Source organism: Bdellovibrio sp. HCB2-146 (genome assembly GCF_047345725.1).
GTDB lineage: Bacteria > Bdellovibrionota > Bdellovibrionia > Bdellovibrionales > Bdellovibrionaceae > Bdellovibrio.
Map to the genome: position 1 here is coordinate 87,287 of NZ_JBLEQP010000001.1, position 12,416 is coordinate 99,702.

The following is a 12,416-nucleotide window of genomic DNA, read 5'->3' on the forward strand; positions in this document are numbered from 1 at the left end:
GTCTCTTTACCAGAGGATTTCATTATGAGCGCTATTTTAACGACACTTTCACGACAGGTCTTCGGCAAAACAAGTCTCCTGTCCATTTTTTTGACAGCGCTCCTTTCATTAAGCTCCGTCGCCCGTGCTTATGACTATGTGATGACCACTGCCGATTATGACAAAGAACGAGCACGAGTCGCAAAACTCTATACGGAAAAACAAAAAGAAGAAATGCGCGTCAAGCTTGCTCGATTTATGGATATCCCGACATTCGAAGAACTCAATTTGCAAGCCGAAGATGTTTGGAACAATCTCATTCACCGAGAAGGCTCGCTTCAACGCGCACTGGTTGCTTTGCAACAGAAGAAAACACCACCCCAGGTGTTGCAATTTTCTCAAGAACTTTCTAATTTCCTAGCCAGCTCTGATGCAAATTTTCAAGAGATCATCAACCGAGGAAGCGTCCCTATTTTAAAAATGCATCCCCTTTTGGTCCATCTTTTGGCAGCGACAATTACTTCAAAAGGCATCACAGTCATTCTTGAAACTCGTCCGGGATTTTTTGAATCGCCGTTATTTCATCCCTTACACATTCAAACGCTCCTTATGACCGTCATGAACAAAAATGGCCACAATTCAGAACTCAAAAAATCTTCTGAATTCACAAAACAAGAAGCTCGTACGATGCTCTTGGCAATGGGCATTTTGTCGTTACTCGACACGAGTAGCTTTTATGCTCTCGATTACGGCACACTTCACTGGTTGCGTCTCTTTATTGCACAAGACTTCAACTCTCTCGCTGATAATCGGGTCGGCGTGCCACGACTTTACTTCGTCCTAACTGGAACAATTCCAGGCCTGACAAGCACCGAGTCCACGCTGGATATGTACAACATGACTCAAGACACGAAAAAAAGCCGCATGGTGGTTGCTGAAAAGCTAACTGGATATGATTACGAAACATTCCTACGTTATATGGACCGCTTGAGTGCGGGTAAAGAAAGATAAGCAACAATGAAACAGACGTTTCTAGCTCTCGCTCTTATTTTAGGAATCTCGATCAGTGCACAGGCCGGCAAATATCCCGAGTTCGCTGTGCGCACCGATTATGCGACTTTCAATGACCTAAATGATGAAGCCACTGACATTTGGGCGCAACTTGTACGCGAATACTCACAGACTGGCGCGATCAAAAGACTTTTCAGTGCCTCTATTGACCCACGAGTACGCGCACTTCATCAATCCGTCGCAGAATATCTTGCCTCCGGAGAGTTCGTTGCAGATGACGCCCGAATTTTGTTAATGTTTGGACGAGAACCTCGCGACCCGATGAGCAAACCCTTCTCTCCCCTTTTCCGTCAGGTCCTAATCAATATCGCCATTGACCGTGCTATTAAAATCTATGAGCGCAACAATAGTTTCTTTTTCGGAATTGATCGCGTTGGCTTTAACGAATCCGTTGTTTGCGTTGTTTCAAGCCACTGCGACCGAAACTATACACCTAAATTTGCGTTTACTGATCCCGTTTATCGCGCTCACGTTCGTCAGTTTGGTGTCGGGAAACTATTGGCAGCAAGACCTTACAACGATGTTTGCGGTTCTTTTTTGGGGAGTTACACATTAGCCAGCCTGGCAGCCCTACGCACATTTTCAATTGATGAACAAATGATTGCTCTGGGGCTTTCAAACTCGACAGAGAAAATGATCGAGACACTCGGCACTTGCCCTAACATCAGCGCCCCCGCTCTATCTTCGACTGAGGCCGCTGCGCTTGCTGTCCTTTATATGAAGGGCATTTAACAAGCATGTCCGATAAAAAAAGCCAACGGCCGAAGGCACGTTGGCTTTTAATTTTATCTTTACGAAAATCTAATTAGATTTTGTAAGGCTTGTATTCCATGTGAAGATCTTTGGCTACCGGCTCATAACAAACTGAACCACCGTAAACATTTAGACCTTTCAACAATGCTGGGCTCTTCGCAACAGCATCTTCTACGCCCATGTTCGCGAGCATCATACCGTACTTCATTGTTACGTTCGTAAGAGCGTAAGTTGAAGTTCTTGGAGCAACGCCTGGCATGTTCGGTACGCAGTAATGGATAACGCCATCAACTTCGTATGTTGGGTTTTGGTGAGAAGTTGGGCGGCAAGTTTCGATACAACCACCTTGGTCAACCGCAACGTCAACAACTACTGAACCTTTAGACATAGAAGAGATCATCTCTTTAGAAACAAGAGTTGGAGCTTTGTGACCCGTGATCAATACGCCACCGATAACAAGGTCCGATTCTTTAACAGATTCTTCGATGTTTTTTGGGTTCGAGAACAAAGTCATGCAACGACCTTGGAAAACGTCATCAAGGTATTCCAAGCGAGCTGTGTTCACGTCAAGGATCGTTACAGAAGCGCCAAGACCTACTGCCATTTTTGCAGCGTTTGTACCAACAACACCACCACCGATGATAGTCACTTTACCTGGTTTAACGCCAGTTACGCCACCAAGAAGGATACCTTTACCGCCGTGATCTTTTTGCAAGTAGAAAGCACCGATTTGAGTCGCCATACGACCTGCAACTTCAGACATAGGAGTCAAAAGAGGCAATGAACCGTTGTCCAATTGGATTGTTTCGTAAGCAACAGCTTTCACTTTTCTTTCGCACAATACTTTTGTCAATTTAGCTTCAGCAGCCAAGTGCAGGTATGTGTAAAGGATTTGGTTTTCGCGCATCAATTCATATTCATCAGGAAGTGGTTCTTTAACTTTCTGAATCATGTCAGCTTTGGCGTAGACTTCTTTTTTTGTGTCGATAATTTTCGCGCCAGCTTTTTCGTATTGTTCGTTCGTGATACCAGAGCCGTTACCAGCGTCTTTCTCGACAAGAACTGAGTGACCGTCTTTAACGTACTGACGAACGCCAGCTTCCGTAAGACCGACACGATTTTCAGAAATTTTGATTTCCTTAGGAACACCGATAATCATTTTTCACTCCTAAAAGAGCCCAAGCTGGTTTTTTTAGCTGAGCTGCATTAATTACTTTTTTGAGATCCCTGGGAATATGCCAGAAAGACTGTAAAAAACAAGGGAGCCCTCGCCGGTTTCTCGACTTAATCCATGATGCGTCAAACCGGGCTCAAATATAGAAGTTTTAAGGAGGAACCCTAGCAAATTTGTCTCGTTTTTTTGCCCAAAAGTTCGACGAATAAATTTTTCCGACAAACGCAAAGAATGCCATTCATAATGGCCTCGTGGGTTATTATCCGCTCGACGGAATAATCCAAAGGAGCCCCTTATGACTCATATTTTACTCTCGACAATAGCGGCTTTGATCTTCACGACAACGGCACAGGCTGCCACACTTTTCCAATGTGCCGTGAACAATGTCGTCGGCTATCAAGGAGCACGTGTGAGCGTGATTCAAAACGCCAAAGGACAGCTGCGCGCCAATTTGATTTTTGGAACGACTGTTTCTGGTAAAATGTATGCCCTTTCGGAAATTGCTCCAGGTATTTTTCAAGGCACATTAAAAGGTAAGGGCAAAGAAAAACAAACACTCAAACTGTTCGTTAGCAATGTCACGATGGAAAACAACTACATACGCGGGTATGTGTCGCAACTTGAAGTGTCGTCGAGTTCTGGACAAGGAGTTTCCTACAAATCCTCCGACGCAGACGGTTTTGTTTGTGGTAAAAAAATCCACAACTTCCGCTAAGAAATGACTTAGACTGAGAACTGTGAAAAAAAAGGCTCTCAGTAGCATCAATAAAAAACATATTCTCTTGGTCTTTCCGATTCAAAATCAGAAAGAACCGGCTTCTTTGTGGAGCGAACTTTATCCGCGTATCAAAATGCGGTGGGAGTGGGACGTCGATGGTGATCATCGGGTTTCAGATCTTTGGATTTTAAGAGAAGAACTTTCTCGCTCTCATCAAGTCGTCTATACGAAATGGTATCAAAATCGGGCCACGTTTTTTTCACAAGAAGCCTTCATCAATATGATGGCCTATCTTCGCTCAGAAAGGCCCTTACCGCCCGAAAGCCGTGAGATCCTCGAAGCCCTTGAAATGGACTCCCCTTTGTCGACCAAGCAAATCAAGGAGGCGTCAGGCCTTCAGGGACGTATGTTGGAGGCGACCTACAACCGCTCTATGAAAGCTTTATGGCAAAGACTCCTTATTGTCGCATTTGGCGAGGTCGAAGACTCAAGCTTCCCGTCCCTTGCTATCGGGGCCACAAAAAACCTCTTTGAAGAACATTATTTAAAGGCCCAAGAAATCGACCCTCAGGACGCTGAGAAATTTTTAAAAACACAACTAGGTGACAAAAATAAGTTCTGGCTGTTCGCTCAAAAGATCAAAAAGTCCCTTGGGGAATGAATTTCACAAACTGTTAACATGTTATTTTTATTTTCCTTTTACTCCCAGCGCCCTGTTCGCTGTCGAAGATTTTGACATTTCAGAATCTTTTGCAAAGCTCCCACTCCGTAAGCAAATTTTACCCTCCTCCCCCTTTCCTTCGGATAGTATACGGTCACTTTTATTTGCTTCTTTCTTGGAGGAGAATTGCAATGAACAAGCTTTCAATGCTTTTACTGGCGACAGTATTGAGTTCTGGAACTGCTTTGGCACAGAGTGCTCCGTGGAAAATTACTCAGCCCCAATGGACAGAGTCACACGAGAATAGCTTCGGCGAATTCGTATCTCGTATCGGCGATGCTGTTGAGCAACGTAAATGTAACACGGTTGATACGTGCCTTAAGTCGACGGCAAATCCTTACATCAACTCGGATCCTGCTGGAATTAATTATTATTCTGACTGTGCCGATCTTCCTTATTACCTTCGCGCTTACTTCGCATGGAAAAATCAATTGCCGTTCTCTGTGATCAGAGCCATGGAAGCCAATCCTGACGAAACGGCGACTGTCATTGACAGCATCACAGGTTTATTCGAAGCCCCACGAGACATCCGCTATTCTCCTCGCGGTAACTCTGTTAAAGAGCGCTACGATGTCATCATTAAAAAAGGCTTTGTGAAAAACACGTATCCAGATGCAGTTGAAGTTTTAAATAGACGCGTTCCTGGTCTTACTTACTCTGCAAACTTCCGTATCTTGGGTGATATTGACAGTGACACCCTCTACTCTGACTTCTACCCCGTCAAACTCAACCGTTCAGGAGTCCGCCCTGGTACTGTCATCTATGATCCGAATGGCCATGTGGCGATCATCTATAAAGTGACTGACGACGGACGTGTTTTCTATATCGACGCGCATCCTGATAATACTTTGACGATGGGTCTTTACACTCCGAAGTTCGTTCGTTCAAATCCAGCACAAGGTGCGGGCTTTAAACGCTTCCGTCCGTTGCGCCTTGTTGGTGCAAGCGTTGATTCTTCTGGAAACTACACAGGTGGCTATTATCAAGCAGCGAAAAACTCGGAACTTAAAGACTACGGTCTTGAGCAATTCTTCGGAACCAATCCAGATCCTGCTGGAAATTGGAAAAAAGGAACGTTCGCCGTTCAAGGTCAAAAAGTGGGCTACTATGACTATGTTCGTATGGCTCTGACGATCGGCGAACAACATATCGATCCACTTGCTGACATGGCAACACTGATCGATGATATTTGCGTAAGCTTGCAAGACCGTGTTGCGGCCGTTGACGGCGCGCGAACTGCGGGTTTGCATTTAAAACCTCACCCCGAGCGTTTGCCATACAATATTTATGGCACAAGTGGGGAATGGGAAAACTTCTCAACACCTTCACGTGATGCCCGTTTGAAAGTTTCATTCATGGATCTTTTGGCGCAAACTCAAAAGAACATCGATGCATGGCGTGCGAATAGCAAAGTTATCAAATACGCTGGCGGCAACTTGGCAAAAGATCTTTACGCGATTTACGCTCAGAAAGCACAGGCTTGCCAATTCTCTTACACGACTACGAACGGCAAAAAAGTCTTGATGAATCTTGAAGCCGGTCGCCAACGTCTGTGGGCGATGAGCTTTGACCCGTATCACTGTATCGAACGCCGCTGGGGCGCTCGCACTCAAGAAGAACTTGCTTCTTGTACGGATGATGCCAACAAAACGGCTTGGTACAACCAAGAAAAATGGCTGCGCAACCAATGGGAACGTAAATACGACGCCCGTATGGATTTCTCGTTGTCGGAGCTGACAGGCCCGCTTCCAAGTGCCGGTATTGAGCAAGCGCCAGACACCGACATCGTGACCTACCTTCGTTCACAGATGTAATCCACCCGGAGGCCCCTCGCGGATCAAGAGGGGTCAACGGTGTCGCTTTTGGGAATGAGTATCGGGTCCCCGACAGGCCCGATTACACTAAATCGAATATATTTCATATCCAGGGCGGCACGAGCCTCGCAAAGACCATAGGAAACAACATAAAAGGAGAGATTTTATGAAATCAGTTTCTTTGGTTATTGGATTGTCGCTACTCAGCTCTGTTTCTTTCGCGAAAACAGATATTACAAACCAAGTCGAGGCGATCCGCTGCTCTACGATTGTCGAACAAAAAGCCTCAAAACGTATCTCGAGTACGAGTTCTAAAGGCAGTGTGGTCGTTGGCGTGATATTCCAAGACAGCCATAAGCAAAACAACCTTGAAATCTTCAAACTGAGCTCTGTAGAGATTGAAACTGAGGGAGACCTTGCTGGTTTAACTGTTAAATTGGCGAACGCCACGGGTTCTGCTGAGTTGGATATCGATGAGGCTGGATCCTCCACACTTGTGGTGAACGGCCTTGCTCAGGACCTCTTGAATCTTCAGTGCACTGTTGACTTTAAAGCTCAATAGTACCACCAAAAAAAATGCCGACTCTCGGGTCGGCATTTTTCTATAGCTGCTCCAGACTCCACCCCGCATAACGCTTCACTTCTTCTGAAATATCAGCTCCCAATTCCACATGACGATACGAATTTGGAGATTCCCAGATTTTCTTAACCAGCTTATTCATCACGTCGTGGCCGGCTTTGTAAAGCACCACATGACCCATCAAAGGCATTTCCAGAGTCACCAAATCACCTAATGCATCCAGAGCTTTATGACGAACGAATTCATCCTCCCACCGCACTCCTTCGGGATTCAGGATGCTTTCTGCATCCAGTACGATGGCATTATCAAGACTTCCACCCTTGGCAAGGCCACGGGCTTGAAGTGCCTGCACGTCTTTCATAAAACCAAAAGTGCGGGCCTCGGCGATATCACGACCAAATGACTGTTCATTGATATCGATGTCGATATTTTGTTTCCCGATCTTGGGATGAGGAAAATCAATCGTCACAGTCAAACGCAGTCCGTGATAAGGAACGACGTAAGCATGCTTTTCACCTTCCGAGAAATAAATCGGCTCTGTGATATAACAATATTTACGAGGTTGATCCTGCTCGACCAAACCGACGGCCATCAAAGCACGCAAAAAATCGCGTGCGCTTCCATCACCAATAGGGATCTCAGGTCCATCCAATTCAATAAATAAATTATCAATACGAAGTGCCGAAAGCGCAGATAAACAGTGCTCAATAGTCGCCACACTGAACGCCGCTCCGCCTACTGTTGTTGCATGAGACGTCGCTTGCACGTTCTTCGCGGAAACCTTCAGAGAAGGCTTTCCTGGCAAATCACTTCGAATAAAGTAAACGCCTGTGTCCGGTGGAGCAGGTCGGAAAGTTAATGTACATGGATCACCGGAGTGAATGCCGATACCCGTAACGACAGTTTTTTTGCGAATCGTTTTTTGCAAGAACATAGAGTCAGATTACTCTATGTTCTAGGCCTTCGCAATCCGCAACTGCCCAACTACGTCGCCCTTCCAGTTTGTGACAGAAGGCATGGTGAATTTAGAAAGTGATTTGAATTCCGCTTCGGTGAGACCGCCTAATTGCAGCAAGAGTGCAGCTGTTGCGACTTGAGCTGCACGACCTGCACCATCGGCCGTCTTCACAGCAAAGGCGAGTTTCTTCTCTGGCAATACGCCAGCAAAAACACCTTCGGCTCCACCCTTGATAATAGCCCGGCCCTGTGACTTTTCGATCACACTTGTGGTGAAATCGTCACTCCCCGCCACATAGAATGGATAGGCCTTTACCGCACGCAATACGTGTTCAGCGGCGGATTTTCGCACGCCGGTTTCTTTGGGATTGATCAAGGCCGACATACCCGTCGCGATCGCTTGTAGTGGAACGGCATAAGTGGGAATGCCGCAACCATCAGTCCCATAGGCTGTTTTTGCATGGTCAAACTTCATCGTTTCCGTCAGCGCTTTACGCAAGCGCTTCTGAGCGTTGTGTTCGTACTTGTCGTATCCCGCTGGGGATTCGCCCAAATGCAGACACGTAGAAATAATTCCCAAATGTTTTCCAGAGCAGTTATTACAGAGAGGTGTCGGCTTATGTCCCCGACGGATCATGTCGTGCGCAGCCGTTTGATCATAAGGTAGATGCGGTCCACAGACGAAGGCTGTTTCTGTGGAATGAATAACTTCCATCCATTTTGCTAAGACTGCGAGATGATCTTTTTCACCGTGATGAGAAGAGCAGGCCAAGGCGATCATTTTATCATCAAGGCCATATTTTTCAGCGGCTCCTGACTCCAATAAAGGAAGAGCTTGAAGCATTTTAATGGCACTGCGAGGGAGTGTAAGAAACTGCGGGTTTCCCCACCAATTCGTAACCGAGCCCAATTCGTTGGTAACGACCGCCATCACTTGATGAAGACTTTCAACTACCGGACCTCTTGTTACTTCGACAATTAGGGGCTGCCTTGCCGCCATAGCTTTACTTCTCCGTCATGAGTACATTGTTTTTCGCAAACTCCGTGATCACACGACCACGCTGAGTTTTTTGAATAAAGCCCTCCTGTATAAGGAATGGTTCGTAAACCTCTTCCAACGTATCACGTTCTTCACTAAGGGCAGCAGCTATTGTATCAATGCCAACCGGGCCACCGTTATACTTTTCTTGGATGAGGCTCAAAATACGACGGTCCATTAAGTCTAGTCCAAATTGATCCACCCCTAGTTGATTTAAAGCATAGATCGCAATTTCCTTGTCTATCATCCCGTTGCCCTTGACTTGAGCATAGTCCCGCACGCGTTTCAGAAGGCGATTGGCAACACGAGGTGTTCCTCGGCAACGACGGGCGACTTCTTCCGCCCCCGCTTCATCCATTTTCACTTTGAGAATTTCCGCCGAACGCATTGCAATCGTTTGCAGTGATTTTCGATCGTAAAACTGCAAGCGTTCCACAATTCCAAAACGATCCCGGAATGGAGGATTGAGCAATCCCGCACGCGTAGTTGCTCCTACTAACGTAAATGGTGCTAATTGGAATTTCATCGAACGCGCCCCCAAGCCCTCGCCGGTGACGATATCGATGTAATAGTCTTCCATCGCTGTATAGAGATACTCTTCAACATGGCGACTGAGACGATGAATCTCATCAATAAAAAGAACCGAGTTTGGCTTTAACGACGTCAAAATCGCAGCGAGGTCGCCTTTTTTGTCGATCGCTGGAGCTGAAGTCATTTTCAGATCAGCCCCCATGTCGTTGGCCAAAATTTTTGCCAACGTCGTTTTACCAAGTCCCGGAGGACCTGCTAGCAAAACGTGATCAAGCGGTTCACCACGAAGCTTTGCAGCTGCAACAAAGACTCTTAGTTTTTCTTTAACGGCGTCTTGTCCTGAATAGTCTTCAAAGCGCTGGGGACGAAGTTCATTTTCCCAACTCTTTTCACCTTCTACGGGATCACCTTCTAAAATGCGACTCACTAGGCGCCCCCAGACAAGGCTTGCAAACCTTTACGAACGCCTTCTTCCAAAGTCGTTGTTGTTGGCAATCCCGAAACGAATTGATCTACCAGTTGAGACTTATAACCCAAGTTTAAAAGCGCCGACGTAATTTGAGTGTGTGATTCTGACTTCACTACTTTTCCGTCGTCGGCGGAAACCAGTTTACCTTTAAGAGTCAGAATAATTTGTTCCGCAGTTTTCTTGCCCACTTTAGGAAGTGCTGACAAACCTTTGGCATTGCCGGCTTCGATCAACGCATGAATTTCATGCGGACGACCACCACTCAAAATACTCAAAGCCATTTTCGGCCCAACGCCATTTACTTTCAGCAAAGACAGAAACATATTTTTTTCTTCCTTATCGTGAAAGCCGAAAAGTTGCAGAGCATCTTCACGAACATGTGTGTGAATCCACACGATGATGTCTTTCCCAAGAAGAACTTGCAAATCACCCAAAGTGTTTGCCGAAGCCAGAATTTCATAACCCACGCCATGAACATCAATCAGAGCTGAATCACTTAGAACTTCAATAATTTTACCGCGTAAATAACCAATCATAGACTCACCGCTTTTTGTATCAAGGCTTTCTTTTTTAATTCAAAGGCATGGAAACAGGCCATCGCCAGCGCATCCGAAGCATCGATGCGAGAGATGGCTTTTAAGTTCAACATCATTTTGAGAACAACTTGTACGTCTTCTTTGGTTGAACCACCGTTTCCGGTGATTCCTTTTTTCACAACACGAGTTGCGTATTCTTCAACAAGCGCCCCACCCAAACCGGATTCATACATGATCACGCCACGGGCATGTCCCAACTTAAAGGCACTATCGGCATTTTTTCCGAGAAAGATTTTTTCGATCACGACGTGATGAGGTTTGTATTTCGCGACAACTTCGCGAAACGCAGAACCAAGCTCTGTCATACGTTGCGGGAAACCCGCATCGGTATCAAGCAAGATAACGCCGTGATTAATATGTTCGATTTTGCCATTCTCAACTCTCACCACGCCAAAGCCGGTGATGCGAGAACCGGGGTCGACCCCCAAAATTGTTAAGGACATTTTTCACCTAAAAAAATCTTGTGTCCGCCCTATTTCATTCTGAAGATATTGCTTAGTCAATGACTCTGCTTTAGAATTCCAAATGAGGGATGCGAAAAAATGCCTAAAATTGATGCGAGTTCTATTGAAAAGTACCAAGCGATCTTAGCCAAAGATCCTCAATCACAGGTCTTTGCCCCTCTAGCGGAAGCATATCGTGAGATGGGAATGCTCCCGGAAGCCTTGAAAACTGTGACTTCTGGCGTTCAACGCCACCCGCAATTTGTGAGTGGACTCGTGACGTACGCACGCATTCTGCGCGACACCCAGCAACCAGAAAAAGCTCTCGATATCTTAAAGAAAGCCTCACAACTCGCCCCGGAAAATATTTTGGCGCATCAATTGATGGCCGAAATCCACCTGACACAGAAAAATCCCAAGGAAGCTCTGAAATCATTTAAAATGGTTTTATTCTTAAATCCTCAATCGAAAAGTGCGCAAAAAGCGGTTCAGAAACTCGAATCTTTGACCGCAGATGAATATGACGAAGAAGTTTTTGCGATGGCCAAACTCCCGGATGTTCACTTGAACAATCCTCCTGTTCCAGAGCAATTTATTGAAGAATCGACGCGCATTGCACCTGTTATTCCTGCTTCACCAAGCCGCGCTTTGGAGCGCATGCTCTCGTTGATTGATGCTTTTATTGTCCGCAATGACTTAGAAAAAGCCCACGCCCTTCTTAAGGACACGCGTATTGAATTTGGGGAAAGCCCGGAAATTCAGCGCCGCATGCAATCCCTGCAAGTCCGCTTCCATGACGGCGAAGAAGCCCAACCTATTAGTCCGATTCAACCCCGCGAGCGCCTGATTAAGGAGAAGAAGCTTGAGGTTTTGAATATGATGCTTCGCAAAATCGAAGACTATCGAGCCCAAGGTTGACGTCCTGACCCAAAATCGCAGATATTGATCCCTCGAATTAGCTTTTAAAGAGGTATATCAATGTACGAAACATCGGATTTTAAAAAAGGTCTTAAGATCATGGTTGAGGGCAAGCCTTACGTGATCGTCGATTTCCAACACGTAAAACCTGGTAAAGGAAATCAGTTCACGCGCACAAAAATGCGCAACATGCTCACTGGTCAAAATTTGGAATCGACTTTCAAATCTGGTGAAAAATTCGAAATCCCTAACGTTGAAAATAAAGAGATGTCTTATCTTTACAAAGACGACTCTGGTTACAACTTCATGTCGCAAGAGACTTACGAGCAAATCGCAATGTCTGAAGACGACTTGGGCGAATCAAAATACTATCTAACTGAAGGCTTGAAAGTTGTGATTTTGTTCTACAACGAAAAAGCTGTTGCTTGTGACGTGCCAAAAGCTGTGAATTTGACAGTGGCGCAAACAGATCCAGGTATCAAAGGTGACCGTGTTACTGGCGCAACTAAACCAGCAACTATGGAAACTGGCTTGGTCGTTGGTGTACCTCTTCATATCAGTGAAGGCGACGTTCTTCGTATCGACACTTCATCTGGTGAGTACGTTGAGCGCGTATCTCAAAAATAAGAGATAACGCCTCATATTAAGTCTCC

General features: G+C 45.8%; 14 protein-coding genes. 8 read left to right on the forward strand and 6 right to left on the reverse strand.

The features are described from left to right. Nucleotides 1–24 precede the first annotated feature (24 nt). Together ACLWOR_RS00395 and ACLWOR_RS00400 are read left to right on the forward strand one after the other, a co-directional pair. A complete protein-coding gene (locus tag ACLWOR_RS00395) occupies nt 25–990 on the forward strand; it encodes a hypothetical protein (protein WP_413938675.1) in 966 nt (321 codons plus the stop codon). Between the two features lie 6 nt (nt 991–996). Continuing rightward, nucleotides 997–1,782: a hypothetical protein gene (locus ACLWOR_RS00400; protein ID WP_413938676.1), complete on the forward strand. Its 786-nt coding sequence runs from the start codon at nt 997–999 to the stop codon at nt 1,780–1,782. A 73-nt stretch (nt 1,783–1,855) separates the two neighbouring features. Here ACLWOR_RS00400 and ald read toward each other — a convergent pair whose 3' ends face one another. Continuing rightward, nucleotides 1,856–2,962, reverse strand: coding sequence for an alanine dehydrogenase (ald, locus tag ACLWOR_RS00405; RefSeq protein WP_413938677.1), 1,107 nt, complete (start codon nt 2,960–2,962; stop codon nt 1,856–1,858). Between the two features lie 310 nt (nt 2,963–3,272). Here ald and ACLWOR_RS00410 point away from each other — a divergent pair, with 310 nt between their 5' ends. The 4 genes from ACLWOR_RS00410 (at nt 3,273) to ACLWOR_RS00425 (ending at nt 6,792) form a co-directional block, all read left to right on the forward strand. Beyond that, nucleotides 3,273–3,692: a hypothetical protein gene (locus ACLWOR_RS00410; protein ID WP_413938678.1), complete on the forward strand. Its 420-nt coding sequence runs from the start codon at nt 3,273–3,275 to the stop codon at nt 3,690–3,692. A gap of 22 nt (nt 3,693–3,714) precedes the next feature. Further along, nucleotides 3,715–4,356: a hypothetical protein gene (locus ACLWOR_RS00415; protein WP_413938679.1), complete on the forward strand. Its 642-nt coding sequence runs from the start codon at nt 3,715–3,717 to the stop codon at nt 4,354–4,356. 191 nt (nt 4,357–4,547) lie between these two features. Continuing rightward, the gene (locus ACLWOR_RS00420) at nt 4,548–6,230 is read left to right on the forward strand and encodes a hypothetical protein (RefSeq protein WP_413938680.1); all 1,683 of its coding nucleotides are present in this window, start codon (nt 4,548–4,550) and stop codon (nt 6,228–6,230) included. 166 nt (nt 6,231–6,396) lie between these two features. Next, on the forward strand, nt 6,397–6,792 hold the full coding sequence (locus ACLWOR_RS00425; protein ID WP_413938681.1) for a hypothetical protein: 396 nt from the start codon (nt 6,397–6,399) through the stop codon (nt 6,790–6,792). Nucleotides 6,793–6,832: 40 nt separating this feature from the next. On the opposite strand, the gene lpxC is transcribed toward ACLWOR_RS00425, so the two are convergent. The 5 genes from lpxC to ruvC are packed head-to-tail and all read right to left on the reverse strand — an operon-like array spanning nt 6,833 to nt 10,845. Then, nucleotides 6,833–7,744 (reverse strand): UDP-3-O-acyl-N-acetylglucosamine deacetylase, encoded by a 912-nt coding sequence (gene lpxC / locus ACLWOR_RS00430; protein ID WP_413938682.1) that lies wholly within the window; start codon nt 7,742–7,744, stop codon nt 6,833–6,835. Nucleotides 7,745–7,765: 21 nt separating this feature from the next. Next, nucleotides 7,766–8,767 carry an asparaginase gene (locus tag ACLWOR_RS00435; RefSeq protein ID WP_413938683.1) on the reverse strand — a complete coding sequence of 334 codons (1,002 nt, stop codon included), beginning with the start codon at nt 8,765–8,767 and terminating at the stop codon, nt 7,766–7,768. Between the two features lie 4 nt (nt 8,768–8,771). After that, nucleotides 8,772–9,764 carry a Holliday junction branch migration DNA helicase RuvB gene (ruvB, locus tag ACLWOR_RS00440; protein ID WP_413938684.1) on the reverse strand — a complete coding sequence of 331 codons (993 nt, stop codon included), beginning with the start codon at nt 9,762–9,764 and terminating at the stop codon, nt 8,772–8,774. After that, nucleotides 9,764–10,342 (reverse strand): Holliday junction branch migration protein RuvA, encoded by a 579-nt coding sequence (gene ruvA / locus ACLWOR_RS00445; protein WP_413938685.1) that lies wholly within the window; start codon nt 10,340–10,342, stop codon nt 9,764–9,766. The genes ruvB and ruvA overlap by 1 nt, the downstream gene beginning before the upstream one ends. Continuing rightward, entirely contained in the window at nt 10,339–10,845 is a 507-nt protein-coding gene (ruvC, locus tag ACLWOR_RS00450) for a crossover junction endodeoxyribonuclease RuvC (RefSeq protein WP_413938686.1), read from the reverse strand. The genes ruvA and ruvC overlap by 4 nt, the downstream gene beginning before the upstream one ends. 99 nt (nt 10,846–10,944) lie before the next feature. On the opposite strand from ruvC, the gene ACLWOR_RS00455 reads away from it, so the two are divergent. Both ACLWOR_RS00455 and efp read left to right on the forward strand, forming a co-directional pair. Then, on the forward strand, nt 10,945–11,763 hold the full coding sequence (locus ACLWOR_RS00455) for a tetratricopeptide repeat protein (protein ID WP_413938687.1): 819 nt from the start codon (nt 10,945–10,947) through the stop codon (nt 11,761–11,763). 60 nt (nt 11,764–11,823) lie between these two features. Further along, nucleotides 11,824–12,390, forward strand: coding sequence for an elongation factor P (efp, locus tag ACLWOR_RS00460; protein ID WP_413938688.1), 567 nt, complete (start codon nt 11,824–11,826; stop codon nt 12,388–12,390). The last annotated feature ends 26 nt before the right edge of the window (nt 12,391–12,416 follow it).